Source organism: Marivirga salinae, assembly GCF_030503855.1.
Classification (GTDB): Bacteria; Bacteroidota; Bacteroidia; order Cytophagales; family Cyclobacteriaceae; genus Marivirga; species Marivirga salinarum.
Genome location: NZ_CP129971.1, coordinates 4,398,170 through 4,423,222, shown reverse-complemented (window position 1 = coordinate 4,423,222; position 25,053 = coordinate 4,398,170). Strand labels below are relative to the sequence as shown.

30 protein-coding genes, 4 tRNA genes and 1 pseudogene are annotated in these 25,053 nt (G+C 36.5%); all 35 read left to right on the top strand.

What is annotated here, in order from left to right; translation table 11 throughout:
• Positions 1 to 284: 284 nt before the first annotated feature.
• The 35 genes and pseudogenes from QYS49_RS18700 to rplR all read left to right on the top strand — a co-directional run bounded on the left by QYS49_RS18700 (position 285) and on the right by rplR (position 25,050).
• Positions 285 to 366 (top strand) — tRNA-Tyr (locus QYS49_RS18700).
• A gap of 81 nt (positions 367 to 447) precedes the next feature.
• Positions 448 to 520 (top strand) — tRNA-Gly (locus tag QYS49_RS18695).
• Positions 521 to 618: 98 nt separating this feature from the next.
• Positions 619 to 690, top strand: a tRNA-Thr gene (locus QYS49_RS18690).
• 60 nt (positions 691 to 750) lie between these two features.
• Entirely contained in the window at positions 751 to 1,938 is a 1,188-nt protein-coding gene (gene tuf, locus QYS49_RS18685) for an elongation factor Tu (protein WP_308349502.1), read from the top strand.
• A gap of 115 nt (positions 1,939 to 2,053) precedes the next feature.
• A tRNA-Trp gene (locus QYS49_RS18680) sits at positions 2,054 to 2,126 on the top strand.
• Between the two features lie 20 nt (positions 2,127 to 2,146).
• Complete coding sequence (gene secE, locus QYS49_RS18675) at positions 2,147 to 2,338, top strand: preprotein translocase subunit SecE (protein ID WP_308349501.1); 192 nt, start codon at positions 2,147 to 2,149, stop codon at positions 2,336 to 2,338.
• A gap of 21 nt (positions 2,339 to 2,359) precedes the next feature.
• Complete coding sequence (gene nusG, locus QYS49_RS18670) at positions 2,360 to 2,911, top strand: transcription termination/antitermination protein NusG (protein WP_308349500.1); 552 nt, start codon at positions 2,360 to 2,362, stop codon at positions 2,909 to 2,911.
• 4 nt (positions 2,912 to 2,915) lie between these two features.
• Positions 2,916 to 3,359, top strand: a complete 444-nt coding sequence (gene rplK, locus QYS49_RS18665) for a 50S ribosomal protein L11 (protein ID WP_296618355.1) — start codon at positions 2,916 to 2,918, stop codon at positions 3,357 to 3,359.
• A 12-nt stretch (positions 3,360 to 3,371) separates the two neighbouring features.
• Positions 3,372 to 4,070 carry a 50S ribosomal protein L1 gene (gene rplA / locus QYS49_RS18660; RefSeq protein ID WP_308349498.1) on the top strand — a complete coding sequence of 233 codons (699 nt, stop codon included), beginning with the start codon at positions 3,372 to 3,374 and terminating at the stop codon, positions 4,068 to 4,070.
• Between the two features lies 1 nt (position 4,071).
• Positions 4,072 to 4,602 (top strand): 50S ribosomal protein L10, encoded by a 531-nt coding sequence (gene rplJ, locus QYS49_RS18655; RefSeq protein WP_308349497.1) that lies wholly within the window; start codon positions 4,072 to 4,074, stop codon positions 4,600 to 4,602.
• Between the two features lie 47 nt (positions 4,603 to 4,649).
• A complete protein-coding gene (gene rplL, locus QYS49_RS18650) occupies positions 4,650 to 5,024 on the top strand; it encodes a 50S ribosomal protein L7/L12 (protein WP_308349496.1) in 375 nt (124 codons plus the stop codon).
• Between the two features lie 172 nt (positions 5,025 to 5,196).
• Entirely contained in the window at positions 5,197 to 9,069 is a 3,873-nt protein-coding gene (rpoB, locus tag QYS49_RS18645; protein WP_308349495.1) for a DNA-directed RNA polymerase subunit beta, read from the top strand.
• A gap of 51 nt (positions 9,070 to 9,120) precedes the next feature.
• Positions 9,121 to 13,420: pseudogene (gene rpoC / locus QYS49_RS18640) on the top strand (DNA-directed RNA polymerase subunit beta').
• Between the two features lie 34 nt (positions 13,421 to 13,454).
• The gene (locus QYS49_RS18635) at positions 13,455 to 13,781 is read left to right on the top strand and encodes a DUF3467 domain-containing protein (protein ID WP_308349494.1); all 327 of its coding nucleotides are present in this window, start codon (positions 13,455 to 13,457) and stop codon (positions 13,779 to 13,781) included.
• 126 nt (positions 13,782 to 13,907) lie between these two features.
• Positions 13,908 to 14,282, top strand: a complete 375-nt coding sequence (rpsL, locus tag QYS49_RS18630; RefSeq protein ID WP_013455147.1) for a 30S ribosomal protein S12 — start codon at positions 13,908 to 13,910, stop codon at positions 14,280 to 14,282.
• A 6-nt stretch (positions 14,283 to 14,288) separates the two neighbouring features.
• The gene (rpsG, locus tag QYS49_RS18625) at positions 14,289 to 14,756 is read left to right on the top strand and encodes a 30S ribosomal protein S7 (RefSeq protein ID WP_308349493.1); all 468 of its coding nucleotides are present in this window, start codon (positions 14,289 to 14,291) and stop codon (positions 14,754 to 14,756) included.
• A gap of 11 nt (positions 14,757 to 14,767) precedes the next feature.
• A complete protein-coding gene (gene fusA / locus QYS49_RS18620) occupies positions 14,768 to 16,885 on the top strand; it encodes an elongation factor G (protein ID WP_308349492.1) in 2,118 nt (705 codons plus the stop codon).
• A gap of 9 nt (positions 16,886 to 16,894) precedes the next feature.
• Positions 16,895 to 17,200, top strand: a complete 306-nt coding sequence (gene rpsJ, locus QYS49_RS18615; protein WP_013455150.1) for a 30S ribosomal protein S10 — start codon at positions 16,895 to 16,897, stop codon at positions 17,198 to 17,200.
• A 178-nt stretch (positions 17,201 to 17,378) separates the two neighbouring features.
• Positions 17,379 to 18,017 (top strand): 50S ribosomal protein L3, encoded by a 639-nt coding sequence (rplC, locus tag QYS49_RS18610; protein ID WP_308349490.1) that lies wholly within the window; start codon positions 17,379 to 17,381, stop codon positions 18,015 to 18,017.
• A gap of 2 nt (positions 18,018 to 18,019) precedes the next feature.
• Complete coding sequence (gene rplD, locus QYS49_RS18605) at positions 18,020 to 18,646, top strand: 50S ribosomal protein L4 (protein ID WP_308349489.1); 627 nt, start codon at positions 18,020 to 18,022, stop codon at positions 18,644 to 18,646.
• A 5-nt stretch (positions 18,647 to 18,651) separates the two neighbouring features.
• Positions 18,652 to 18,939: a 50S ribosomal protein L23 gene (gene rplW, locus QYS49_RS18600; protein ID WP_308349488.1), complete on the top strand. Its 288-nt coding sequence runs from the start codon at positions 18,652 to 18,654 to the stop codon at positions 18,937 to 18,939.
• An 11-nt stretch (positions 18,940 to 18,950) separates the two neighbouring features.
• Complete coding sequence (gene rplB / locus QYS49_RS18595) at positions 18,951 to 19,772, top strand: 50S ribosomal protein L2 (protein ID WP_308349487.1); 822 nt, start codon at positions 18,951 to 18,953, stop codon at positions 19,770 to 19,772.
• A 3-nt stretch (positions 19,773 to 19,775) separates the two neighbouring features.
• On the top strand, positions 19,776 to 20,054 hold the full coding sequence (rpsS, locus tag QYS49_RS18590) for a 30S ribosomal protein S19 (protein ID WP_085518305.1): 279 nt from the start codon (positions 19,776 to 19,778) through the stop codon (positions 20,052 to 20,054).
• Complete coding sequence (rplV, locus tag QYS49_RS18585; protein ID WP_308349485.1) at positions 20,054 to 20,440, top strand: 50S ribosomal protein L22; 387 nt, start codon at positions 20,054 to 20,056, stop codon at positions 20,438 to 20,440. The genes rpsS and rplV overlap by 1 nt, the downstream gene beginning before the upstream one ends.
• A 2-nt stretch (positions 20,441 to 20,442) precedes the next feature.
• Positions 20,443 to 21,177: a 30S ribosomal protein S3 gene (rpsC, locus tag QYS49_RS18580; RefSeq protein WP_308349484.1), complete on the top strand. Its 735-nt coding sequence runs from the start codon at positions 20,443 to 20,445 to the stop codon at positions 21,175 to 21,177.
• 29 nt (positions 21,178 to 21,206) lie between these two features.
• Positions 21,207 to 21,638 carry a 50S ribosomal protein L16 gene (gene rplP / locus QYS49_RS18575; protein ID WP_308349483.1) on the top strand — a complete coding sequence of 144 codons (432 nt, stop codon included), beginning with the start codon at positions 21,207 to 21,209 and terminating at the stop codon, positions 21,636 to 21,638.
• Positions 21,635 to 21,829 carry a 50S ribosomal protein L29 gene (rpmC, locus tag QYS49_RS18570; RefSeq protein ID WP_013455159.1) on the top strand — a complete coding sequence of 65 codons (195 nt, stop codon included), beginning with the start codon at positions 21,635 to 21,637 and terminating at the stop codon, positions 21,827 to 21,829. Before rplP ends, rpmC begins: the two co-directional genes overlap by 4 nt.
• Before the next feature lie 8 nt (positions 21,830 to 21,837).
• Positions 21,838 to 22,092: a 30S ribosomal protein S17 gene (rpsQ, locus tag QYS49_RS18565; RefSeq protein ID WP_308349482.1), complete on the top strand. Its 255-nt coding sequence runs from the start codon at positions 21,838 to 21,840 to the stop codon at positions 22,090 to 22,092.
• Between the two features lie 2 nt (positions 22,093 to 22,094).
• On the top strand, positions 22,095 to 22,463 hold the full coding sequence (rplN, locus tag QYS49_RS18560) for a 50S ribosomal protein L14 (RefSeq protein WP_308349480.1): 369 nt from the start codon (positions 22,095 to 22,097) through the stop codon (positions 22,461 to 22,463).
• Between the two features lie 4 nt (positions 22,464 to 22,467).
• Entirely contained in the window at positions 22,468 to 22,815 is a 348-nt protein-coding gene (gene rplX, locus QYS49_RS18555; RefSeq protein ID WP_308349479.1) for a 50S ribosomal protein L24, read from the top strand.
• Positions 22,808 to 23,365, top strand: coding sequence for a 50S ribosomal protein L5 (gene rplE / locus QYS49_RS18550; protein WP_308349478.1), 558 nt, complete (start codon positions 22,808 to 22,810; stop codon positions 23,363 to 23,365). Before rplX ends, rplE begins: the two co-directional genes overlap by 8 nt.
• 2 nt (positions 23,366 to 23,367) lie before the next feature.
• Positions 23,368 to 23,637 carry a 30S ribosomal protein S14 gene (gene rpsN / locus QYS49_RS18545; RefSeq protein ID WP_085518298.1) on the top strand — a complete coding sequence of 90 codons (270 nt, stop codon included), beginning with the start codon at positions 23,368 to 23,370 and terminating at the stop codon, positions 23,635 to 23,637.
• Positions 23,638 to 23,728: 91 nt separating this feature from the next.
• Complete coding sequence (gene rpsH, locus QYS49_RS18540) at positions 23,729 to 24,127, top strand: 30S ribosomal protein S8 (RefSeq protein ID WP_308349477.1); 399 nt, start codon at positions 23,729 to 23,731, stop codon at positions 24,125 to 24,127.
• Positions 24,128 to 24,136: 9 nt separating this feature from the next.
• Entirely contained in the window at positions 24,137 to 24,691 is a 555-nt protein-coding gene (gene rplF / locus QYS49_RS18535) for a 50S ribosomal protein L6 (RefSeq protein WP_308349476.1), read from the top strand.
• 8 nt (positions 24,692 to 24,699) lie between these two features.
• A complete protein-coding gene (gene rplR, locus QYS49_RS18530) occupies positions 24,700 to 25,050 on the top strand; it encodes a 50S ribosomal protein L18 (RefSeq protein WP_308349475.1) in 351 nt (116 codons plus the stop codon).
• Positions 25,051 to 25,053 lie beyond the last annotated feature (3 nt).

Genomic DNA, 25,053 nt, shown 5'->3' with positions numbered 1-25,053 from the left:
AAAATTAGTATGTCTGCGCAGATTTTTTTTCACCTTTGAGGCTGAGAATTGAACCAAAATTTAAAAAGTTTGATGCGATGTAGCTAATGCGATTGATTTTAAAAACTTTTCTGGATTTTATTTTAAATGTAAAGAACTGATTTACAATAGATAGCGAAGGATTGAAAATTAAGATTAAAAAAAAGCAATCTTTTTTGTCGGTAAAGTTTGATAAAATATAAAATCCATATAATTTTGCACTTCCTAAAACGAAAAGGATTTAGGAAATGCTTATTGAAACCAATGGGGGAATACCAAAGCGGCCAACTGGGGCGGACTGTAAATCCGCTGTCTACGACTTCACAGGTTCGAATCCTGTTTCCCCCACTTTGTAATCCGAAGCTTTAGCGAAGGATTACATTTGATTAAAATAAATACTTTTAAATAAGTGAGTATTTTGTCAAACAAGCGAGAGTAGCTCAGTTGGTAGAGCGGCAGCCTTCCAAGCTGCAGGTCGCGAGTTCGAACCTCGTCTCTCGCTCTAATAATACAATAGGCATTTCGGTGATAAATCAAGGCAGAACGGAAACGTCACTGCCTTTGTTAGGATGTGCCTGTAAAGGCACTGAATGATTTCAAGCCGATGTAGCTCAGGGGTAGAGTGCTTCCTTGGTAAGGAAGAGGTCGGGGGTTCAAATCCCCTCGTTGGCTCAATCAGTGTTATTGAATAAATATATTATAAATTTTAACTAAACTGAGGATTTTTCAAATATGGCTAAAGAAACCTTTGACCGTTCGAAACCACACGTGAATATCGGAACTATCGGTCACGTGGATCATGGTAAAACTACATTAACTGCTGCAATCTGTAAAGTATTGTCTGATAAAGGATTTGCAGAGATGAGAGACTTCTCATCAATTGATAACGCTCCTGAAGAAAAAGAAAGGGGTATTACAATTAACTCTTCTCACGTTGAGTATGCTACTGCTAACCGTCACTACGCACACGTTGACTGTCCAGGTCACGCGGATTATGTGAAAAACATGGTTACTGGTGCTGCACAAATGGATGGTGCTATCTTAGTGGTTGCCGCTACTGATGGACCAATGCCTCAAACTCGTGAGCACATCCTTTTAGCTCGTCAGGTAGGTGTTCCTGCTGTTGTTGCTTTCTTAAACAAAGTAGATTTGGTTGACGATGAAGAGTTATTAGAGTTAGTTGAGATGGAAGTAAGAGAATTACTTTCTTTCTATGACTTCCCAGGTGATGATCTTCCTGTAATTTCAGGATCTGCTCTTGGTGCACTTAACGGTGAAGCTGAGTGGGTTGCTAAAATTGATGAGTTAATGCAAGCTGTTGATGATTATATTCCATTACCAGAGCGTTTAACTGACAAAGATTTCTTGATGCCAGTTGAGGATGTATTCTCTATTACTGGTCGTGGTACTGTTGCAACAGGAAGAATCGAAAGAGGTGTGACTAACACTGGAGATGCTGTTGATTTAATCGGTATGGGAGCTGAAAACTTAAAGTCTACTGTGACTGGTGTTGAAATGTTCCGTAAAATATTAGATAGGGGTGAAGCTGGTGATAACGTTGGTCTTTTGTTAAGAGGTATTGAAAAAGCTCAAATCAAAAGAGGTATGATTATCTGTAAGCCAGGTTCTGTAACTCCACATGCTCATTTCAAAGCTGAGGTTTACGTTCTTTCTAAAGATGAAGGTGGACGTCACACTCCATTCTTTAACAGATACCGTCCACAGTTCTATTTGAGAACTACTGATGTAACTGGTGAAATCACACTTCCTGAGAACGTAGAAATGGTTATGCCTGGTGATAACGTTACGATCGAAGTTAAATTGATCAATAAGGTTGCTTGTGAAAAAGGTTTACGTTTCGCTATTCGTGAAGGTGGTAGAACAGTAGGTGCTGGTCAGGTAACAGAAATCTTAGACTAATACTTAAGATATAGTAATAAATTAAACAATGCGCTCTCGAAATATTGGGAGCGCATTTGTTTCTTATAAAACTTTTATCTACCTTTGCAGACCATTTTGAGTTGCATTGGTAAATACGGGTGTAGCTCAATTGGTAGAGTAGTGGTCTCCAAAACCATTGGCTGGGGGTTCGAGTCCCTCCACCCGTGCAATTTTAACATATAATAAGATGCAAAAATTAAGCTTATTCATAAAAGATTCGTGGTCAGAAATGCGATATAAAGTAACATGGCCACCTTATAGTAAACTTCAAAATAGTTCTATTTTGGTGTTGGTTGGTGCTTTGATTTTTGCCCTTTTGATTGGTGTTATTGATTTGGCATTTGATAATGCGATGGAGTGGTTTTATAATGCATTTTAGCATTTAAGATATATTGAGATAATGTCAGAATATAAATGGTACGTTTTAAGAGTAATTAGTGGTCAAGAGAAGAAGATTAGAACTTATCTTGAAAACGAGATTGCTCGACAAAAAATAGAAGAATTTATTCCTCAAATTCTCATTCCTACAGAAAAGGTATATGAAATGAGGAATGGTAAAAAGCGTGTCAGGGAAAAGAATTTCTTTCCAGGGTATGTTTTTGTATCAGCTGATATTTCTCACGGAGAAGCGCATCACGTGATCACTAGTATTCCAGGAGTAATTGGTTTCCTTGGTGGGCAAGGTGATGAAAAAGAACCGGTTCCTTTAAGACAAAATGAAGTGAATCGTATACTCGGAAAGGTTGATGAAACTGAAGAGATGGATGAAAAACTGAGCACTCCTTATATAATAGGAGAATCAGTGAAAGTGATGGATGGACCATTCAGTGGTTTCACCGGATCCGTAGAGGAGGTTTTTGAAGAAAGAAAGAAACTAAATGTTATGGTTAAAATCTTTGGACGAAATACTCCGGTTGAATTGAATTACATGCAAGTAGAAAAAACAGAATAGCAAGATGGCTAAGGAAATAAGTGGATATCTGAAATTACAGATTAAAGGAGGGGCAGCAAACCCGTCACCTCCCGTTGGTCCTGCATTAGGTAGTAAAGGACTGAACATAATGGAGTTCTGTAAGCAATTTAATGGAAGAACTCAAGAGAAAGCTGGGCAAGTATTGCCAGTAGTAATTACAATTTATAAAGACAAGTCTTTTGATTTTGTAATTAAAACTCCTCCAGCTCCGGTACTTTTATTAGATGCTTCTAAAAAGAAAAAAGGTTCTGCTGAGCCAAACCGTATTAAGGTTGGTACTGTAACTTGGGATCAAGTGAAAGAAATCGCTGAAACCAAGATGACTGATTTAAATGCATTTAAAATTGAATCAGCCATGCGTCAAGTTGCAGGTACTGCAAGAAGTATGGGTATTAAAGTTACAGGAACTGCTCCTTGGAAATCTTAAAAAATAGGTAAAATGGCAAAGCTTACTAAAAATCAAAAAATTGCAGCTGAGAAAATAGATCCGACTAAAGCTTATGCTTTAGCTGAGGCTTCTTCTCTAGTGAAAGAAATTACAACTACCAAGTTTGATGCTTCAGTTGACCTAGACATAAGATTAGGAGTTGACCCTCGAAAAGCTGATCAAATGGTAAGGGGTGTTGTTGCACTTCCACATGGTACTGGTAAAGATATTAAAGTTTTAGCTTTAGTTACTCCTGACAAAGAGCAGGAAGCTAAAGATGCTGGAGCTGACTACGTTGGATTAGATGATTTTATCAAAAAAATCGAAGGTGGTTGGACAGATATTGATGTTATCGTAACCATGCCTACTGTTATGGCAAAAGTAGGGCGGTTAGGTAAAGTGCTAGGGCCAAGAGGCCTTATGCCGAATCCAAAATCAGGAACTGTTACGCTTGATGTTGGAAAAGCTGTCCAAGAAGTAAAATCAGGTAAAATTGATTTTAAAGTGGACAAGTTCGGGATTATTCACGCTAGTATTGGTAAAGCTTCCTTCTCGAAAGAGAAAATTACTGAGAATGCTAATGAATTAATTCAAACTTTAGCGAAGCTGAAACCAGCTTCTTCTAAAGGTACTTATTTCATGAGTATGACCATGTCATCTACGATGAGCAAGGGAATCTCAATTGATAAAAACTCTATAGCTGGAATTTAATATGAATAAAAAAGAAAAAGGACAACTTATAGAGGAACTTACAGAGAAATTCGCGGAATACCCGCATTTTTATCTGGCTGATGGTTCAGGAATGACTGTTTCGCAGACCAATACTTTTCGTCAATTGTGTTATGAAAAGGGCTTAGAATATAAAGTAGTGAAGAACTCTTTAATTCAGAAAGCATTGGAAAAGCAAGAAGTAGATTATTCTGAAATATTTGGAGCATTAAAAGGTTTCTCAGGAATTCTATTTTCTCCTGAAGTGGGTAACGCACCTGCTAAGGCTATTAAAGAATTTCATAAGAAGAATAGTATAGAAAAGCCTTTATTCAAAGCTGCTGCTATAGATACTGATATTTATGTAGGTGCAGAACACTTAACGCCATTAAGCGAGCTTAAATCTAAGAAAGATATGCTTGGCGATATTGTTGGTCTATTGCAATCACCTGCTAAGAATGTTATTTCTGCTCTACAGAGCGGAGGACATACGGTGTCAGGATTAGTAAAAGCACTTGAAGAAAGAGCACAATAATTAACAAATTACTAGAACAAAATCATTAAAATTTAAATAATACAATCATGGCTGATATCAAAGCAATTGGAGATCAATTAGTAGAATTAACAGTAAAAGAAGTTAATGAACTTGCTGATTACCTAAAAGAAACACACGGTATCGAACCTGCTGCAGCAGCTGCGCCTGTAATGGCAGCTGGTGGTGGTGGCGGAGAAGCTGCTGAAGAAAAAACATCTTTTGATGTTGTATTAACTTCTGCAGGTGCTGCTAAATTACAAGTTGTAAAAGCTGTTAAAGAATTAACAGGTTTAGGCTTGAAAGAAGCAAAAGAATTAGTTGATGGTGCTCCTAAAGCAGTAAAAGAAGGAGTAGCTAAAGACGAAGCAGAGGCGCTTAAAAAGCAACTTGAAGAAGCTGGAGCAGAAGTTGAATTAAAGTAATAAGTTGATCCTGAAAGGGTTAACTGATTTCTGCCCAAGAAATTAGGCCTGGTCCCCGAGAACGATATTTCGTTTTCGTGGTCAGGTCTTTTCCTGTTTGTACTAATTTAAGAAGCAGGATAGTGCTAAAATGCACTTTTAAGAATTACAAAAACTTTAAATATTCAGAGCCTTGGCTAATATAAATCAATCTGAAAGAATCAATTTCTCGTCTATTAAAACAGTTATTGATTACCCTGATTTCCTTGATGTTCAACTCCAATCTTTCCAGGATTTTTTCCAATTGGAAACTCCCGCTGAAAAACGAGCTGAAGAAGGAATTTTTAAAGTATTTCAAGAAAACTTTCCTATCTCCGATTCCAGAGAGAATTTCGTACTGGAATTCGTTGATTATCTTGTAGATCCACCAAAGTATGATATCGATGGATGTATTGATAGAGGGTTAACTTATTCTGTTCCTTTAAAAGCAAAACTACGTTTGATTTGCAATGATGAGGACAACGAAGACTTTGAAACCATTGAGCAAGAGGTTTTTTTAGGGAACATCCCTTACATGACCGAAAAAGGCTCATTTATTATTAATGGAGCTGAGCGTGTAATTGTATCTCAATTACACAGATCTCCTGGTGTTTTCTTTGCTCAAAGTAAGCACACAAACGGAACTAAATTATATTCAGCCAGAATTATTCCTTTTAAAGGTTCTTGGATAGAATTTGCTACCGATGTGAATAATGTCATGTATGCCTACATCGACAGAAAGAAAAAATTCCCTGTAACTACTTTGTTACGTGCCATCGGGTATGGTTCTGATAAAGATATTTTAGATCTTTTCAATTTGTCTGAAGAAGTAGATGGAACTAAAGCAGCACTTAAGAAAGTTATCGGAAGAAAACTAGCGGCTAGAGTTCTTAAAACTTGGACAGAAGATTTCGTGGATGAAGATACAGGTGAAGTTGTATCTATCGACAGAAATGAAGTTCTTTTAGAAAGAGATTCTGTAATAGAAGAAGAAGACATAGACTTAATTATAGATGCTGGTGTTAAATCGATCATTCTTCACCGTACTGATGTAAATATCACTGATTATAGCATCGTTTATAATACACTTCAAAAGGATAACTCTAACTCAGAAAAAGAAGCGGTAGAGCAAATTTATCGTCAACTACGTAATACTGAGGCTCCTGATGAAGCAACAGCTAGAGAAATTATTCAAAATCTTTTCTTCTCAGAGAAAAGATATGACTTAGGTGAAGTTGGTAGATACAGAATCAACAAAAAATTAGGTTTAGATATTGATGCTGAAACTAAGGTATTAACTAAAGTGGATATCATCCACATCGTTAAATATCTAATTGGCTTGATCAACTCTAAAGCTATAGTTGATGATATTGACCACTTAAGTAACAGAAGAGTTAGAACAGTAGGGGAGCAGTTATATGCTCAGTTTGGTGTTGGTTTAGCTAGAATGGCTAGAACAATCCGTGAAAGAATGAATGTTAGAGATAACGAAGACTTTAAACCAGTTGATTTGATCAACGCTAGAACATTGTCTTCTGTAATCAATTCATTCTTTGGAACCAATCAGCTTTCTCAGTTTATGGATCAAACGAATCCATTATCTGAAGTAACTCATAAAAGAAGAATGTCAGCCTTAGGACCTGGTGGTCTTTCTAGAGAGCGTGCTGGTTTTGAGGTTCGTGATGTTCATTATACTCACTATGGTAGATTATGTACCATTGAAACTCCTGAAGGTCCAAACATTGGTTTGATTTCTTCACTATGTGTTCATGCCAAAGTAAACGGTATGGGTTTCATTGAAACTCCGTACAGAAAAGTTGAAGGTGGTAAAGTGGATATGAGTGGTAATGTATTATACCTTACTGCTGAAGAGGAAGATGATCACAACATTGCTCAAGCAAATGCACCAATTGACGATTCAGGTAAGTATCTAAACGATAGAGTTAAAGCAAGATTTGAAGGTGACTTCCCAGTATTAGAGCCAAAAGAGCTTTCATACATGGATATTGCGCCTAACCAAATTGTATCGGTTGCAGCTTCTATGATTCCTTTCTTGGAACATGATGATGCAAACAGAGCTTTGATGGGATCAAACATGCAGCGTCAAGCAGTTCCATTATTAAGACCAGAAGCACCAATCGTAGGTACTGGTCTTGAAGGAAGAGTTGCTAGAGATTCTAGATCAATGATTGTAGCAGAAAAAGACGGAGTTGTTGTTTTTGTAGATGCTACTAAAATTGTCGTGAAATACGACATGAATGATGAAGAGGAATTAGTTTCTTTCGAAGATGATGAAAGAGTTTATGATTTAATCAAATTCAGAAGAACTAACCAAAATACAACTATCAATCTTAGACCACTTGTTTATAAGAATGATAAAGTAAAAAAAGGTCAAATTCTTTGCGATGGTTATGCAACTGAAAAAGGTGAATTAGCTATCGGTCGTAACATGAAAGTGGCATTTATGCCATGGCAAGGTTACAACTTTGAGGATGCCATTGTAATTTCTGAAAGAGTTGTTCGAGATGATATATTTACTTCTATTCATATTGAAGAATTTGAACTAGAAGTAAGAGACACTAAACGTGGAGAAGAAGAATTAACTTCTGAAATCCCTAATGTTAGTGAAGAAGCAGTTAAAAACCTTGACGAAAACGGTATCATCAGAACTGGTACTGAAATCAAAGAAGGGGATATTCTTATAGGTAAAATCACCCCTAAAGGTGAAACTGATCCAACTCCTGAAGAGAAGCTCTTAAGAGCCATCTTCGGTGATAAAGCTGGTGATGTTAAAGATGCTTCTATGAAAGCTTCTCCATCGTTAAGAGGTGTTGTTATTGATACTAAACTTTTTGCTAGACACAAAAAGGATAAGGATGGAAGAGCTGACGCTAAAAAAGAAGTAGTTGTTTTGGCTAAAGAATATAGCCGTCAATTATTGAAATTGAGAAATCTTAAGATCGAAAAATTAGCGACTTTACTTGAAGGTAAAACTTGTCAAGGAATCAAGCATAAGTTTGGTGACGAGATCATGAGTAAAGGTGTTAAATTCACTCAGAATAACATTGAAAAGAACTTATTCCCTGAAAAAAATATCTACAGAGATGAGAGTAACTACAATGTTCCTGAAGAAGTTAACTTGATTTCTGATTTGATCTTGGATAACTGGACTAATGATGATAACACGAATAAGCTTATCGTTGATTTAGTTAGAAATTATAACAAGAGAAGAAACGAAATCGCAGGTAAATTCAAGAGAGAAAGATTCACTATTGAAGTGGGGGATGAATTGCCAGCAGGTATCGTTCAACTTGCTAAAGTTTATGTTGCTAAGAAACGTAAATTGAAAGTAGGAGATAAAATGGCGGGTCGTCACGGAAATAAAGGTGTTGTAGCCAAAATTGTTCGTGATGAAGATATGCCTTTCTTGGAAGACGGAACACCAGTTGATATCGTATTGAATCCATTAGGTGTACCTTCAAGGATGAACATTGGTCAGATTTATGAAACTGTATTAGGTTGGGCTGGATTAAAATTAGGTCGTAAGTATGCGACTCCAATTTTTGATGGTGCAACTTCAGACGAAGTTTCAGCTGAACTAGCCGAGGCAGGTTTACCAGAATTTGGTAGAACTCATCTTTATGATGGTTTAACTGGTGATATATTCGATCAGAAAGTTACTGTTGGGGTGATTTACATGCTGAAATTAGGTCACTTAATTGATGACAAGATGCATGCTCGTTCTATTGGACCATACTCATTAATTACACAACAACCATTGGGTGGTAAAGCTCAATTTGGTGGTCAGCGTTTTGGTGAGATGGAGGTTTGGGCATTAGAGGCATTTGGTGCTTCTCATGTTCTTCAAGAGATTCTTACAATTAAATCAGATGATGTAATTGGTAGAGCTAAAGCCTATGAAGCGATAGTAAAAGGTGAAAATATGGGTAAACCAAATATTCCTGAATCATTCAACGTATTGGTTCATGAGTTAAGAGGTTTGGCATTGGAAATCACTTTAGACTAATTTCAATTGTTTTATCGGGGCCTTAACCGGCCCCATTTAGATACATTTATTATGGCGTTCAAAAAAAATAAAAAAATCAACACTGACTTTTCCAAAATCACCATTAGTTTGGCTTCTCCAGAATCTATTCTGGAAAGTTCTCATGGTGAAGTCACTCAGCCTGAAACCATTAACTACCGAACTTATAAGCCCGAAATGGGTGGTCTATTCTGTGAAAGAATATTTGGTCCTGTTAAAGATTGGGAATGTCATTGTGGAAAATATAAAAGAATCAGATACAAAGGCATCATTTGCGATAGATGTGGTGTTGAAGTAACTGAGAAAAAAGTTCGTAGAGAGAGAATGGGCCATATCGAATTGGTAGTGCCTGTTGCTCATATTTGGTATTTCAAATCTTTACCGAACAAAATCGGATATCTTTTAGGCTTACCAACCAAGAAGCTTGATCAGATTATTTACTACGAAAGATATGTAGTAATCCAGCCGGGTGTTAAGGAAGAAGATGGAATTGCCTATATGGATTTCTTAACGGAAGATGAATATTTAGATATCTTAGATAAGCTTCCTGCAGAAAATCAGAAGTTAGACGATGATGATCCAAACAAGTTTATAGCTAAAATGGGAGCGGAGTCTTTGGATATGCTATTAGGTAGAATCCAGTTGGATGAGCTTTCTTACGAATTAAGACATCAAGCAGCTACAGATACTTCTCAGCAAAGAAAAGCAGAAGCTTTAAAAAGATTGAGAGTAGTGGAAGCTTTCCGTGATGCTAGAACAAGAATTGAAAACCGTCCGGAATGGATGATTATCAGAATGGTACCTGTTATTCCGCCTGAATTGAGACCTTTAGTGCCTCTTGATGGTGGTAGATTTGCTACTTCTGATTTAAATGATTTATACAGAAGAGTTATTATCAGAAACAACCGTTTGAAAAGGTTGATCGATATCAAAGCTCCTGAAGTTATCCTTAGAAATGAAAAAAGGATGTTGCAGGAAGCTGTAGATTCATTGTTTGATAACTCTAGAAAAGTAAATGCTGTAAGATCTGATGGTAACAGAGCCTTGAAATCACTTTCAGATATGTTGAAAGGAAAGCAAGGTAGATTCCGTCAAAACTTATTAGGTAAAAGGGTGGATTATTCTGGTCGTTCAGTAATTGTTGTTGGACCTGAATTGAAAATGCACGAATGTGGTTTGCCTAAGAATATGGCAGCTGAGCTTTTCAAGCCTTTTATTATTAGAAAATTAATCGAAAGGGGAATTGTTAAAACTGTTAAATCTGCTAAGAAGATTGTTGACAGAAAAGACCCTGTGGTTTGGGATATTTTGGAGAACGTGATGAAAGGACATCCTGTATTATTAAACAGGGCTCCAACACTTCACAGGTTAGGTATCCAAGCATTCCAACCTAAATTGATTGAAGGTAAAGCAATTCAGTTACACCCATTAGCATGTACTGCATTTAATGCCGATTTTGATGGTGACCAAATGGCGGTTCACGTTCCTTTAGGACATGAAGCAATTTTGGAAGCTTCAACTTTAATGCTTTCTTCTCATAATATATTAAACCCGGCTAACGGGGCACCTATTACTGTTCCTTCTCAGGATATGGTTTTGGGTCTGTATTATGTTTCTAAAGGTAGAAAATCTACTAAAGAAGAGCCAGTATTAGGAGAAGGTAAAAGCTTTTACAGTTCTGAAGAAGTAATTATTGCTATCAATGAGAAAAAAGTTTCTAAGCATGCAAATATCAAATTGAGAACTAAAGTTCGAAATGCTGATGGTGAGCTAGAAACTAAGTTAATAGAAACAGTTGCTGGTCGTGTAATTTTCAATGAAAGCGTACCTGAAGAGGTAGGTTATATTGATCAATTATTGACTAAGAAAAACTTGCAAGGTATAATTGCACACGTTTATAAAATTGCGGGTTCTGCTAAAACGGCTAATTTCTTAGATAATATCAAAGAATTAGGATTCATGAGTGCCTATAAGGGCGGTCTTTCTATGGGACTTGGTGATATTATGGTTCCTGAAGTTAAAGATACTTTAGTGGAGCAAGCCAAGGAAGAAGTTGATGTAGTTTGGAACAATTACCTAATGGGTCTTATCACAGATAATGAGCGTTATAATCAGGTAATTGATATTTGGACTAGAATCAACTCTCAATTGACTAATACCTTGATGCAACAATTAGAAGAGGATAATCAAGGATTTAACTCTATCTATATGATGATGCACTCTGGAGCCCGTGGTTCAAGAGAGCAGATTCGTCAGTTGGGTGGTATGAGAGGTTTGATGGCTAAGCCACAGAAAAACCTAGCAGGTTCAGTAGGAGGTATTATTGAAAACCCAATTTTATCTAACTTCCGTGAAGGATTGGATGTTATTGAGTACTTTATCTCTACTCACGGTGCTAGAAAAGGTCTTGCCGATACTGCATTGAAAACTGCTGATGCTGGTTATTTAACAAGAAGACTTGTTGATGTTGCTCAGGATGTTGTTGTGAATGATGTGGATTGTGGATCTTTAAGAGGATTGAATGTTTCTGCATTAAAAGATAATGATGAAGTTGTTGAGTCACTATATGAGCGTATTCTTGGTAGAGTGAGTGTTCATGACGTTTACCATCCACAAACTGAGGAATTGATAGTTGAATCAGGTGAAACTATCACTGATGATATTTGTGATAAAATTGATGAAGCTTTAATTGAAGAAGTTGAAATAAGATCTGTATTAACTTGTGAAACTCGTCAAGGAGTTTGTAGCAAGTGTTATGGTAGAAACTTAGCAACATCTAAGATTGCTCAAAAAGGTGATTCAGTTGGTGTAATTGCAGCACAATCAATCGGTGAGCCAGGTACTCAGTTAACATTGAGAACCTTCCACGTTGGGGGTACTGCTTCTAACATTGCTGTTGAAGCTACTATAAAAGCGAAGACTGGTGGTATTGTAGAATTCGAAGACTTAAGAGCTATTCAATCTACGGATGATGAAGGCGAATCAAGAACTGTTGTGATGGGAAGATCTGGTGAAATCAAAATCATCGATCCTAAGAGCAAAAAAGTATTGATGAGTAATCATGTTCCTTACAGTGCAACACTTAAGGTTAAAGAAGGAGAAAAAGTTGAAAAAGATCAGGAATTATGTTTCTGGGATCCATATAATGCTGTAATTCTTTCTGAATTTGAAGGTGTAACTGAATTCGAAAGTATTGAAGAAGGAATTACCTACAAAGAGGAATCTGATGAGCAAACAGGACACAGAGAGAAAGTTATTATCGATACAAAAGATAAAACTAAGAACCCTGCTGTTATTGTAAATACAAAAGGTCAGGATCCTAAAACTTATAATATTCCGGTTGGAGCTCACATGCTCTGTTGACGAAGGAGTTACCATTAAACCAGGTCAGATTTTGGCTAAGATTCCAAGGTCAACAAGTAAATCTAAAGATATTACAGGGGGTCTACCTCGAGTAACAGAGTTGTTTGAAGCAAGAAATCCTTCAAACCCTGCAGTAGTATCTGAGATTGATGGTGTTGTAACTTTCGGAGGAATTAAAAGAGGTAACAGAGAAATATTTATTGAATCTAAAGATGGTGTTAAGAAGAGATACTTGGTATCCCTATCTAAACATATCTTGGTTCAGGATAATGACTTTGTGAAAGCAGGTTATGCACTATCTGATGGTGCTACTACACCTTCTGATATTTTGTCAATTAAAGGACCAACTGCAGTTCAAGAATACATTGTAAATGAAATTCAGGAAGTTTACCGATTACAAGGTGTGAAGATCAATGATAAGCACATCGAAGTTATCGTAAGACAAATGATGCAGAAAGTTCAGGTCTTAGAATCTGGAGATACTACATTCTTACCTAATCAAGTTGTGGATAGATTTGTTTTCAGAGAAGAAAACGACAGAGTGTTGGATATGAAAGTGGTAACTGATGCAGGTGATTCACCTAACTTGAAGCCGGGTCAAATCATTTCAGCTAGAAAATTAAGAGATGAAATCTCTACGCTGAAAAGAAAAGATTTGAAATTGGTGAAAACTAGGGACGCTGAACCAGCAGTTTCAAAACCAACATTACAAGGTATTACACAATCTTCTTTAGGTACTGAAAGCTTTATTTCAGCTGCTTCATTCCAGGAAACTACAAAAGTTCTAAGTGAAGCTTCTATCAGAGGTAAAGCAGATCATTTAAATGGTCTTAAAGAGAATGTGATTGTAGGACATTTAATCCCTGCAGGTACTGGTCTGAAAGATTGGAGTGAAATGATTGTAGGCTCTAAGGATGAGCTTGATAGCATGAAAGAAAGTAAAGTAAAAGAAGAAAAGACTGAAGCTTAATTCAGTCTTTCTTTTAAATATAAATCCAATAATAATGGAGGAAAATAAAGGTAATAAGAAACAACAAAACCAAATTAACATTGAGCTTCCTGATGATGTAGCGGAAGGAGTTTATGCAAATTTGGCGATGGTTGCGCACTCAAACAGCGAATTTGTGATTGACTTCATCCGGTTAATGCCAGGTGTGCCAAAAGCAAAGGTAAAATCTAGAGTTGTAGTAACTCCGGAGCACGCTAAAAGGCTTCTAAATGCTTTAAAGGACAATATTAATAAGTATGAAAAAAACTTTGGTCCAATAAAGCAGTCAGAAGAATCACCGAAATTCCCAATGAATTTCGGGTCAAATGTTGGAGAAGCTTAAGCTTATTCCTTATAAATTAGGACTTTGTGAAAATAATTAATCAGATGTGTTTGGATAATGCATCTGATTTTTTACCTTTGCAGTCCTAAAAATCTCAAGTAGTAATAGAAGATAAAGTTATAATAAATGCCTACTATACAACAATTAGTTAAAAAGGGTAGAAAGAAATTGACTTCAAAGTCAAAATCTCCTGCTTTGGATTCTTGCCCACAAAGAAGGGGTGTATGTACTCGTGTTTATACCACCACTCCAAAAAAGCCAAACTCAGCAATGAGAAAAGTGGCTAGGGTTAGGTTGACCAATCAAAAAGAAGTAAACGCTTATATCCCTGGTGAAGGTCACAACCTTCAAGAACACTCTATAGTGTTAATCAGAGGTGGTAGAGTAAAAGATTTACCCGGTGTGAGATATCACATTATTAGGGGTGCGTTGGATACTGCCGGTGTAAACGGTCGTACCCAAAGAAGATCAAAATATGGAGCAAAAAGACCTAAGAAATAAAAAACGATGAGGAAAGCAAAACCTAAAAAACGATATATCCTTCCAGATCCTAAATTTGGAGATACTTTGGTTACAAAATTTGTTAACTATCTGATGGTTGATGGTAAGAAAAGTGTTGCTTACGGTATTTTTTACGATGCCCTAAGTCTGGTGGAAGAAAAAACAAAAGAGAACGGTTTAGAAGTTTGGAAAAAAGCTTTAGCTAACATTTCTCCTGCAGTTGAGGTGAAAAGTAGAAGAGTAGGTGGAGCAACATTCCAAGTGCCTCTTGAAGTTCGCCCTGAAAGAAAAGTTTCTCTTGGAATTAAGTGGATGATTACTTTTTCAAGAAAAAGAGGTGAAAAAACCATGATGGAGCGTTTAGCTGGCGAAATTGTCGCTGCTTCTAAAGGTGAAGGAGCTGCTATCAAAAAGAAAGATGATACGCACCGTATGGCCGAAGCAAATAAAGCATTTTCTCATTTTAGATTTTAAAAGCTAATATAATGGCAAGAGATCTCAGACTAACACGTAATATAGGTATCGCAGCACATATCGATGCCGGAAAAACTACTACTACTGAAAGGATTTTATACTACACTGGTGTAAGTCACAAGCTAGGTGAGGTTCATGATGGTGCAGCCACTATGGACTGGATGGAACAGGAGCAAGAAAGAGGTATTACTATTACTTCTGCTGCAACAACTGTTTTCTGGCCTTACAAAGATGAAGAATATCATATTAATATAATTGATACTCCAGGTCACGTTGATTTTACTGTTGAAGTAAATAGATCTTTAAGAGTATTAGATGGTTTAGTGTTCTTGTTTAGTGCTGTTGATGGTGTTGAACCTCAATCAGAAACTAACTGGAGACTAGCTGATAATTATAATGTTTCCAGACTTGGTTTCGTTAACAAAATGGACCGAGATGGGGCCGATTTCTTAAACGTATGTAAACAGGTTAAAGAAATGTTAGGTACTAAATCAGTGCCATTGCAATTGCCTATCGGTGCCGAAGGTAATTTCAAAGGGGTAGTTGATTTAGTAGAAATGAAAGCCTTTGTCTGGAACGAAGAAGATCAAGGTATGACTTGGGAAGAGGTAGAAATACCTGCTGACATGAAAGACGATGTGAGTGAATATCGTGAACACTTATTAGAGTCAGTTGCTGAGTATGATGAATCTTTAATGGAGAAATACTTTGAAGATCCTGAGTCAATAAGTAAGGATGAAGTGATTGCGGCATTAAGAGCGGCTACCTTAGATTTGGCATTCGTTCCTATGTTGTGTGGTTCTGCCTTTAAAAACAAAGGTGTTCAAACTTTATTGAACTATGTGATGGAGCTTTTACCTTCTCCTTTAGATAGAGACAAAATTATTGGAACTAACCCTGATACTGACGAGCCAACCTCTAGAAAGCCAACGTCAGATGATCCGTTTGCAGCATTAGCATTTAAAATTGCTACTGATCCATTCGTAGGGCGTTTATGCTTTGTTAGGTCTTATTCAGGTACCTTAGATTCTGGTTCTTATGTATTTAATACAAGAACTAACAAAAAAGAAAGAATTTCTAGAATCTTCCAAATGCATGCTAATAAGCAAAACCAAATTGATACTCTTCATGCTGGTGATATTGCTGCGGTTGTAGGATTTAAAGATATAAAAACAGGAGATACGCTTTGTAACGAGAAACATAAAATCGTTCTTGAATCAATGACATTCCCTGAGCCTGTTATTGGCTATGCTATTGAGCCTAAAACTCAGGCAGATGTTGATAAAATGGGTATGGCAATTGCCAAATTAGTAGAAGAAGATCCTACTCTTCTTGTGAACACAGATGAAGAAACTGGTCAAACTATCCTAAGAGGAATGGGAGAGTTACACTTGGATATCATCATGGATCGTTTGAAAAGAGAATTCAAGGTTGATATCAATCAAGGAGCTCCTCAAGTTGCTTACAAAGAAGCTATCTCTAATTTAGTTGATCACAAAGAGGTTTATAAAAAGCAATCTGGTGGTAAAGGTAAATTCGCAGATATCGTATTTAAGTTATCTCCGGCTGAGCCAGATGAAAAAGGAGAAATCCAACCTGGTTTACAGTTTGATAATAAAATTACGGGTGGTGTAATTCCAAAAGAATTTATCCCTGCAATACAAAAAGGATTCACTGAGGCTATGTCTAATGGACCTTTAGCTGGGTATCCAATTGAAGCGATGAAAGTTGAGTTATATCATGGTAGTTTTCACGATGTCGATTCAGATGCTTTATCTTTTGAATTAGCTGCCAGAATCGGTTTTAAAGAAGCTGCTAAAAAAGCGGGCCCTCAATTGTTAGAGCCTGTAATGAAAGTGGAAGTACTTACTCCAGAAGAATATACTGGTCCAGTTACAGGTGATTTAAATAAGAGAAGAGGATTAATGAAAGGGATGGATCCTAAAGGTGCAGCTCAAGTAATTAGAGCTGACGTTCCATTGTCTGAATTATTTGGATATGTTACTGATCTAAGAACAATTAGTTCTGGTAGAGCAACTGCATCCTTAACTTTTTCACACTATGACCCAGTTCCTCGTAATATTGCGGAAGAAGTAATTGCAAAATCTAAAGGGGAGACTGTTAAATAATTAGGAATCATGAATCAAAAAATTAGAATAAAGTTAAAATCATACGATCACAATTTAGTAGACAAGTCTTCTGAGAAAATTGTGAGAGCTGTAAAGACAACAGGTGCAGTAGTGAGTGGTCCAATTCCTTTGCCTACTGAGAAAGAAATATTTACAGTTTTGCGTTCTCCTCACGTGAACAAGAAATCACGTGAGCAGTATCAGCTATGTACTTTCAAAAGATTAGTTGACATTTATTCAAATAGCGCAAAAACAGTTGATGCTTTAATGAAACTTGAGCTTCCTAGTGGAGTTGATGTTGAGATTAAGGTGTAATAGATTATTATTTAAAAAAAGAAAAACCAATGGTCAGGGTATCATTGGTTTTTCTTTTTTATAATTTTACATTTTTTAATGTTGTAAGTTTTGTAGCTTATAATATTTTACTAACTTTGCAGTCCTTTCGGGAAAAGCTACGGTAAAACCCGCTAAAAGGTTGTTAATCAAATTAATAATGTCTGGAATAATAGGAAAGAAAATCGGAATGACTAGTATCTACGGTGTCGATGGACGAAATGTCGCATGCACGGTGATAGAAGCTGGTCCTTGTGTGGTTACACAAGTAAAAAAAGAGGAAACCGATGGTTATTCTGCTATTCAATTGGGCTACGATGAGCGCAAGGAGAAGAATACACCAAAAGCAATGCAAGGGCACTTTAAAAATGCTCAAACAACTCCTAAGAAAAAACTAGTTGAGTTTCGTGAATATGAAGGTTATGATACTTTCGTGGATAACTACAACTTAGGTCAAACAGTGACCATCAGCGATGTTTTTGAAGAAGGTGATTTTGTTGATATTGCAGGTACTTCAAAAGGAAAAGGATTCCAAGGTGTTGTAAAACGTCATGGTTTCGGTGGAGTTGGTCAAGCAACTCATGGTCAGCATAATAGACAAAGAGCACCGGGTTCAATTGGTGGTGCTTCATATCCGGCAAGAGTATTCCCTGGTATGCGTATGGCTGGAAGAATGGGAGGCGATAGAGTTAAGAATACTAACTTAAGAGTCTTGAAATTGATTCCTGAAAAAAACTTACTTTTAGTAAGTGGGTCAGTACCGGGTGCTAAAAATTCATTTGTAATAATAGAGAAATAAAGATGGAGCTTTCAATTATAAAACATACAGGCGAAGACACCGGAAGAAAAATTTCTTTATCGGATGCCATCTTTGATATAGAGCCAAATGATCACGCTATTTATTTAGATGTGAAACAGAAAATGGCTAATGCGAGACAAGGAACGCATAAATCTAAAGAGAGAGCTGAAATTTCTGGTTCAACTAGAAAGATTAAAAAGCAAAAAGGTACGGGTACTGCTCGTGCTGGTAGTATTAAATCACCAATCTTTAAAGGTGGTGGTAGAGTTTTTGGTCCAAGACCAAAAGACTACAGCTTTAAATTAAATAAAAAGTTAAAAGCGGTTGCTAGAAAATCAGCTTTAACTTACAAAGCAAAGGATCAGATGATATCTGTATTAGAGGGCTTTACTTTTAATGAAGTGAAAACTAAGAACTATACAGATATGTTGAACAAGTTGTCTTTAGATGCTAAAAAGACACTTTTAGTTCTTCCAGAAGTAGATAAGAATATCGTTTTATCTGGTAGAAATATTAAAAATACGCGAGTAACTACAGTCGATTCATTAAATACATATGATGTACTTCATGCTGATCAGTTACTTTTTGTTGAAGGTTCTTTAGAGAAAATTGAAAACTTATTTAAGTAAAAGATATGAGCGTTTTAATAAAACCACTTGTTACGGAAAAAGTCTCAGCCCTCAACGAAAATGGTAAATATGGATTTGTTGTCAATATCAATGCAAACAAAATCCAAATTAAAGCTGAGGTTGAAAAAACTTACGGTGTAAATGTAGAGAGCATAAATACTATGAAGTATTTAGGTAAACAAAAATCTCGTTACACTAAGTCTAGGATTCTTACTGGTAGAAAGCCTAGTTTCAAAAAAGCAATTGTAACTGTAGCAGAAGGAGAGGTAATCGATTTCTACAGCGAAATTTAATGATCTGAAAAATGGCAGTTAAAAAATTAAGACCAGTTACAGCTGGACAAAGATATAGGTTAGCACCGGTTTATACCGAGTTAAGTAAAGTGGCTCCTGAGAAGTCATTACTTGCTCCAAGTAAAAAATCAGGTGGAAGAAACAATTCAGGACGTATGACAATGCGCTACTTAGGTGGTGGTCATAAACAAAGTTTAAGAATTGTTGATTTTAAAAGGAATAAGTTAAACATTCCTGCTAAAGTAGCTACCTTAGAGTATGATCCGGGAAGAACAGCATTTATTGCTTTATTGCACTATGCTGATGGAGAAAAGAGATATATCTTAGCTCCAAACGGATTGAAAGTAGGTGATACTATTGTATCAGGTAAAGGCATTGCTCCTGAAGTAGGAAATGCACTACCGTTATCTGATATTCCTTTAGGTACTATCATTCATAATATTGAAATCAAGCCTGGTGCAGGTGGTGCTATGTCAAGAAGTGCTGGTTCATATGCACAGTTATTGGCAAGAGACGGTAAATATGCAACCTTAAAATTGCCTTCTGGTGAAATGAGGTTGATATTAGCTACATGCATGGCAACTGTAGGAACTGTTTCTAATGGTGATCACATGATTGTGAAGTTAGGTAAAGCAGGTCGTAAACGTTGGTTAGGTCGCAGACCTAGAACAAGAGCGGTTGTTATGAACCCAGTTGATCACCCAATGGGTGGTGGTGAAGGTAAATCTTCAGGAGGTCACCCAAGATCAAGAAAAGGTTTATTGGCGAAAGGTTTGAAAACCAGAACGCCTAAAAAATATTCCAATAAATTAATTATCGGTAAAAAGAAATAATAGATGGCTAGATCGTTAAAAAAAGGACCTTATATCGACTTTCGTCTTGAAAAGAAAGTTGATAATATGAATGACTCCGGAAAGAAGTCGGTTATCAAAACTTGGTCAAGAAGATCTATGATTTCTCCTGATTTTGTTGGTCATACTTTTGCAGTTCACAATGGGAATAAATTTATTCCTGTTTATGTAACTGAAAACATGGTAGGACATAAGCTAGGTGAGTTTTCTCCTACTAGAAATTTCAGGGGTCATATTAACAAAAAAGATAAAGGTAGGAGATAATGGAAGCAATAGCTAAATTAAATAACGTACCTACTTCTCCTCGTAAAATGAGGATGGTAGTGGATCTTATCAGAGGTGAAAAGGTTAATCGTGCTTTGAATATTCTAAAATTTGAATCTAAGCATGGAGCAGCTAGAGTTGAAAAATTATTGCTTTCTGCAATTGCCAACTGGCAACAAGCCAATCCAGAACTTGATCTTGAAGATGCTGATTTATTTGTAAAATCTGTTCAAGTAGACGGTGGTAGGGTTTTGAAAAGACTTAGACCTGCTCCTCAGGGTAGAGCTCATAGAATTAGAAAGAGATCAAACCATGTAACTTTGATTGTTGACAGTGCTGCGAGTGAAGCGGTATTGGCTGAAACTGATAACGCTGAAAATAAATAACAATGGGACAGAAAGTTAATCCAATAGGTTTTCGTTTAGGTATCGTTCGCGGTTGGGAGTCCAACTGGTACGGGGGAAAGGGTTTGTCTTTTTCTGATAAACTAATAGAAGATCAAAAAATAAGAGAATATATATTAGCTCGTATTCCTAAAGGTGGGATCTCTAAAATTGTTATCGAAAGAACTTTAAAAAGAATCACTTTAACTGTACATACTGCTAGACCAGGAGTTGTAATTGGTAAAGGTGGTAGTGAAGTTGATAAATTGAAAGAGGAGCTTAAAAAATTGACAGCTAAGGATGTTCAAATCAATATTTTTGAAATCAAACGTCCTGAATTAGATGCCAAATTGATTGGTGAATCTATCGGTCAACAATTGAAAGCTAGAATATCTTACAGAAGAGCAATGAAGCAAGCAATTGCTTCAGCTATGAGAGTAGGAGCACAAGGTATAAAGATAAAAGTTTCAGGTCGTTTAGGCGGGGCTGAAATGGCACGTACCGAAATGTATAAAGAAGGTAGAATTCCTTTGCATACATTGAGGGCAGATATCGACTATGAAACAACCCCAGCACATACAATTTATGGAACTATTGGTGTGAAAGTATGGGTTTTCAAAGGAGAGGTTTTCGGCAAGAGAGACTTGTCGCTTAATGTTGGGGCAGGCGCACCTAGTAATAAAGGTGGTGGCCCGGCTAATAATAGAAGAAGTGAACGTCCTAAAAGAAAGCGTAAATAAGCGCTTTCTTGGTAAAAGATTTTTAGAAAATGTTACAGCCAAAAAGAACAAAATTTAGGAAAAAGCAAAAGGGTAGAGTAAAAGGAATTGCTCAACGAGGTCATAGAATTGCCTTCGGAAGTTTTGCTTTAAAGTCACTGGAGCCGGGTTGGATTACCAGTAGACAGATTGAGGCAGCAAGGATTGCCATGACTAGAGCGATGAAACGTCAAGGTCAAGTTTGGATCAGAATATTCCCTGATAAACCAATTACCAAAAAACCTGCCGAAGTAAGGATGGGTAAAGGTAAGGGTGCTCCAGAATATTGGGTAGCAACCGTTAAACCTGGTACTATCATGTTTGAAGCTGGTGGTGTATCAATGGCTGATGCCAAAGAAGCACTAAGACTAGCTGCTCAGAAATTACCAGTGAAAACCAAGTTTTCAGTTAGAAGGGATTACGCAGAAAATATAGTATCATGAAAAACGCTGATATTAAAAAATTATCCATTGACGAGCTCAATGAGAATATAAAAGTTGAAGGACAAAAACTTCACAAGTTGAAGTTTGCACACGCAATCTCTCCAATAGAGAATCCTATGCAAATAAGAGATACTCGTAAGAATATTGCTCGTTTGCAGACTGAACTAAGAAGTAAAGTACTTGCTAAATAATTGCTAAGATGGAAAGAAACCTTAGAAAGGAAAGAGTAGGGTTAGTTGTAAGTAACAAAATGGATAAGTCCATTACCGTTTCTATAGAAAGAAAGGTCAAACACCCTATGTATGGTAAATTCGTAAAGAAAAATACCAAATTCATGGCTCATGATGAGGCTAATGATTGTACGATTGGCGATACCGTCAGAATACAAGAAACTAGACCTATGAGCAAGAATAAAAAATGGAGATTAGTAGAAATCGTAGAAAGAGCTAAATAACCATGATACAACAAGAATCAAGATTAAGTGTAGCGGATAATAGTGGTGCCAAAGAGGTATTGTGTATCCGTGTATTGGGCGGTACTAAGAAAAGGTATGCTTCCATAGGCGATAAGATTATTGTAACTGTTAAGTCTGCTCTTTCTTCAAGTAGTTTGAAAAAAGGTACCGTTTCTAGGGCTGTAATTGTACGCACTAAGAAAGAGGTTAGAAGAAAAGATGGTTCTTATATTCGCTTTGAAGATAATGCAGCTGTATTATTGAACCCTAATGATGAGCCAAGAGGTACTCGTATTTTCGGACCTGTTGCTAGAGAATTGCGTGAAAAGCAATTCATGAAAATTGTTTCTTTAGCACCTGAAGTATTATAATATTATGGAAAGGAAAAAAAATAAACAAAAGAAATTTCATATCCGTAAGGGTGACACTGTGAAAGTTATTGCTGGGAATGCTAAAGGCAAAACTGGTAAAGTGTTAGAAATGATAGGCGAGAAAGAAAGAGCTATCGTAGAAGGAGCTAATGTTATAACAAAACATAACAAACCTTCTGCAAATAGTCCTCAAGGTGGTATTGATAAAGTTGAAGCACCAATTCACATCAGTAATTTGATGTTGGTTGATCCTGCAACTGGAGATGCAACTAGAACTGGGCGCAAGCTTGATGATAAAGGTAAATTGCAAAGATATTCAAAAAAAACGGGGGAGGTAATCAACAATGGCTAATCCAAGAATAAAAGATTTATACCTGGGTGAAATAATTCCCGCTTTGAAAGAGAAGTTTCAATACAGCTCTGCAATGCAAGTCCCTAAACTCACTAAAATAGTGATTAACAAAGGGATCGGAGCAGCTACAGCTGATAAGAAATTAGTGGACATAGGTGTTGAAGAACTGACTATGATAACTGGTCAAAAAGCTGTACCTACTTATGCTAAAAATTCAATTTCGAATTTTAAGTTAAGAGAAGGAATGCCGATTGGAGCTAAGGTTACGCTTAGAGGAGAAAAAATGTACGAATTTTTAGATAGATTAGTATCTGTTTCTTTACCTCGTGTACGTGACTTTCAAGGTGTGAAAGATAAAGGTTTTGACGGAAGAGGAAATTATACTCTTGGTGTTAAAGAACAAATTATTTTCCCGGAAATTAGTATTGATAAAGTTTCAACTATTTCCGGTATGGATATTACTTTTGTAACCACTGCAAATACAGATGAAGAAAGCTACGAATTAATGAAAGCTTTCGGAATGCCATTTGCCAGTAAAAACAATAAATAATTATGGCTAGAAAAGCAGTAATTGCCAGAGAGAAAAAAAGAGAAAGATTAGTCGCTAAATACGCAGACAAAAGAGCTGAGCTAAAAGCTAATGGCGACTATGAGGCTTTAGATAAATTACCTAAAAATGCATCTCCAGTGAGATTACATAACAGATGTAAATTAACTGGTCGTCCAAAAGGATATATGCGTAAATTTGGAATCTCCAGAGTTACCTTCCGTGAAATGGCTTCACAGGGGAAAATACCAGGAGTAACCAAAGCAAGTTGGTGATTTTTAATATTTTATTTTTATAAACAAATTAATTTCTTAACTTTGCACGCCTGTTTCGGCAGAGCAACTAGAAATTATAATTAATTAAGAGATGGTAACTGATCCAATAGCTGATTTTCTTACAAGGGTTCGTAATGCTATAAAAGCAAAACACCGAATCGTAGAAGTACCGGCATCAAACTTGAAAAAGAGTATGACCAAAGTGCTTCATGAAAAAGGTTATATCCTGAATTATAAATTTGAGGAAGATAACGCACAAGGTAATATTAAAATTGCTTTGAAATATGATCCTGAAACTAAAACTCCAGCTATTTCAAACTTGGAGAGAATTTCAAAACCAGGGCTTAGAAAGTACTCTGATTCTGAGAATTTGCCAAGAGTTTTAAATGGTTTGGGTGTTGCAATTATGTCAACCTCTAAAGGAGTTATCACTGATAAAGAAGCAAGAACGCTTAAAATCGGTGGTGAAGTATTGTGCTACGTATATTAAATAATAGAAATGTCACGAATAGGTAAAAGTCTTATAAAATTGCCTCAAGATGTAACGCTTGAAATTGCTAAGGATAACTTAGTAACGGTAAAGGGTTCTAAAGGTACTTTAACGCAGCAAGTTGATAATGCTATTTCTGTTAAAAATACGGATGGAGTAATTGAACTTGAAAGAGCTACAGAATCAAAAAGACATAAAGCAATGCACGGTTTGTACAGAGCTTTATTGAACAACATGGTTACTGGAGTGTCTGAGGGCTACAAAAAGCAATTAGAACTTGTAGGTGTAGGTTATAAAGCTACCGTACAAGGTAATATATTGGAGTTGAACGTAGGTTATTCTCACAGTATATTGTTAGGTTTACCCGATGAGGTAAAAGCATCTGCAGAAACGGTTAAAGGACAAAATCCTATCGTTACTTTAGAAAGTTTTGATAAACAATTAATTGGACAAGTAGCCGCTAAAATTAAGTCCTTACGTACTGTTGAACCGTACAAAGGAAAAGGAATTAGATTTGTGGGTGAACAAGTTAGACGTAAAGCAGGTAAAACTGCCGCTAAATAATATTTAAAATGGCTATTAGTAAACAAGATAGACGAGCTCGAATTAAATTAGGAATTCGTAGAAAGATTTCCGGAACTGCCGAAACACCTCGTTTGACGGTATTTAAAAGTAACCGTGCCATTTATGCACAAGTAATCGATGATTTAAAAGGTCATACTTTAGTTGCTGCCAATTCTTTAGAACTTGGAGCTGAAAGTAATGCTGACATCGATACGGCTTCTAAAGTAGGCGAAACGCTTGCTGAAAGAGCAAAAGATGCTGGTATCAAAGCAATTGTCTTTGATAGGGGTGGTTACAGATTTCATGGTAGAGTAAAAGCATTGGCTGACGGTGCTCGTAAAGGTGGCTTAAAATTCTAAAAA

What these genes read in the sequence shown, in the direction of transcription:
- tuf (WP_308349502.1), top strand. Translation starts at nt 751, where the DNA reads ATGGCTAAAGAAACCTTTGACCGTTCGAAACCACACGTGAATATCGGA.
- secE (WP_308349501.1), top strand. Translation starts at nt 2,147, where the DNA reads ATGCAAAAATTAAGCTTATTCATAAAAGATTCGTGGTCAGAAATGCGA.
- nusG (WP_308349500.1), top strand. Translation starts at nt 2,360, where the DNA reads ATGTCAGAATATAAATGGTACGTTTTAAGAGTAATTAGTGGTCAAGAG.
- rplK (WP_296618355.1), top strand. Translation starts at nt 2,916, where the DNA reads ATGGCTAAGGAAATAAGTGGATATCTGAAATTACAGATTAAAGGAGGG.
- rplA (WP_308349498.1), top strand. Translation starts at nt 3,372, where the DNA reads ATGGCAAAGCTTACTAAAAATCAAAAAATTGCAGCTGAGAAAATAGAT.
- rplJ (WP_308349497.1), top strand. Translation starts at nt 4,072, where the DNA reads ATGAATAAAAAAGAAAAAGGACAACTTATAGAGGAACTTACAGAGAAA.
- rplL (WP_308349496.1), top strand. Translation starts at nt 4,650, where the DNA reads ATGGCTGATATCAAAGCAATTGGAGATCAATTAGTAGAATTAACAGTA.
- QYS49_RS18635 (WP_308349494.1), top strand. Translation starts at nt 13,455, where the DNA reads ATGGAGGAAAATAAAGGTAATAAGAAACAACAAAACCAAATTAACATT.
- rpsL (WP_013455147.1), top strand. Translation starts at nt 13,908, where the DNA reads ATGCCTACTATACAACAATTAGTTAAAAAGGGTAGAAAGAAATTGACT.
- rpsG (WP_308349493.1), top strand. Translation starts at nt 14,289, where the DNA reads ATGAGGAAAGCAAAACCTAAAAAACGATATATCCTTCCAGATCCTAAA.
- fusA (WP_308349492.1), top strand. Translation starts at nt 14,768, where the DNA reads ATGGCAAGAGATCTCAGACTAACACGTAATATAGGTATCGCAGCACAT.
- rpsJ (WP_013455150.1), top strand. Translation starts at nt 16,895, where the DNA reads ATGAATCAAAAAATTAGAATAAAGTTAAAATCATACGATCACAATTTA.
- rplC (WP_308349490.1), top strand. Translation starts at nt 17,379, where the DNA reads ATGTCTGGAATAATAGGAAAGAAAATCGGAATGACTAGTATCTACGGT.
- rplD (WP_308349489.1), top strand. Translation starts at nt 18,020, where the DNA reads ATGGAGCTTTCAATTATAAAACATACAGGCGAAGACACCGGAAGAAAA.
- rplW (WP_308349488.1), top strand. Translation starts at nt 18,652, where the DNA reads ATGAGCGTTTTAATAAAACCACTTGTTACGGAAAAAGTCTCAGCCCTC.
- rplB (WP_308349487.1), top strand. Translation starts at nt 18,951, where the DNA reads ATGGCAGTTAAAAAATTAAGACCAGTTACAGCTGGACAAAGATATAGG.
- rpsS (WP_085518305.1), top strand. Translation starts at nt 19,776, where the DNA reads ATGGCTAGATCGTTAAAAAAAGGACCTTATATCGACTTTCGTCTTGAA.
- rplV (WP_308349485.1), top strand. Translation starts at nt 20,054, where the DNA reads ATGGAAGCAATAGCTAAATTAAATAACGTACCTACTTCTCCTCGTAAA.
- rpsC (WP_308349484.1), top strand. Translation starts at nt 20,443, where the DNA reads ATGGGACAGAAAGTTAATCCAATAGGTTTTCGTTTAGGTATCGTTCGC.
- rplP (WP_308349483.1), top strand. Translation starts at nt 21,207, where the DNA reads ATGTTACAGCCAAAAAGAACAAAATTTAGGAAAAAGCAAAAGGGTAGA.
- rpmC (WP_013455159.1), top strand. Translation starts at nt 21,635, where the DNA reads ATGAAAAACGCTGATATTAAAAAATTATCCATTGACGAGCTCAATGAG.
- rpsQ (WP_308349482.1), top strand. Translation starts at nt 21,838, where the DNA reads ATGGAAAGAAACCTTAGAAAGGAAAGAGTAGGGTTAGTTGTAAGTAAC.
- rplN (WP_308349480.1), top strand. Translation starts at nt 22,095, where the DNA reads ATGATACAACAAGAATCAAGATTAAGTGTAGCGGATAATAGTGGTGCC.
- rplX (WP_308349479.1), top strand. Translation starts at nt 22,468, where the DNA reads ATGGAAAGGAAAAAAAATAAACAAAAGAAATTTCATATCCGTAAGGGT.
- rplE (WP_308349478.1), top strand. Translation starts at nt 22,808, where the DNA reads ATGGCTAATCCAAGAATAAAAGATTTATACCTGGGTGAAATAATTCCC.
- rpsN (WP_085518298.1), top strand. Translation starts at nt 23,368, where the DNA reads ATGGCTAGAAAAGCAGTAATTGCCAGAGAGAAAAAAAGAGAAAGATTA.
- rpsH (WP_308349477.1), top strand. Translation starts at nt 23,729, where the DNA reads ATGGTAACTGATCCAATAGCTGATTTTCTTACAAGGGTTCGTAATGCT.
- rplF (WP_308349476.1), top strand. Translation starts at nt 24,137, where the DNA reads ATGTCACGAATAGGTAAAAGTCTTATAAAATTGCCTCAAGATGTAACG.
- rplR (WP_308349475.1), top strand. Translation starts at nt 24,700, where the DNA reads ATGGCTATTAGTAAACAAGATAGACGAGCTCGAATTAAATTAGGAATT.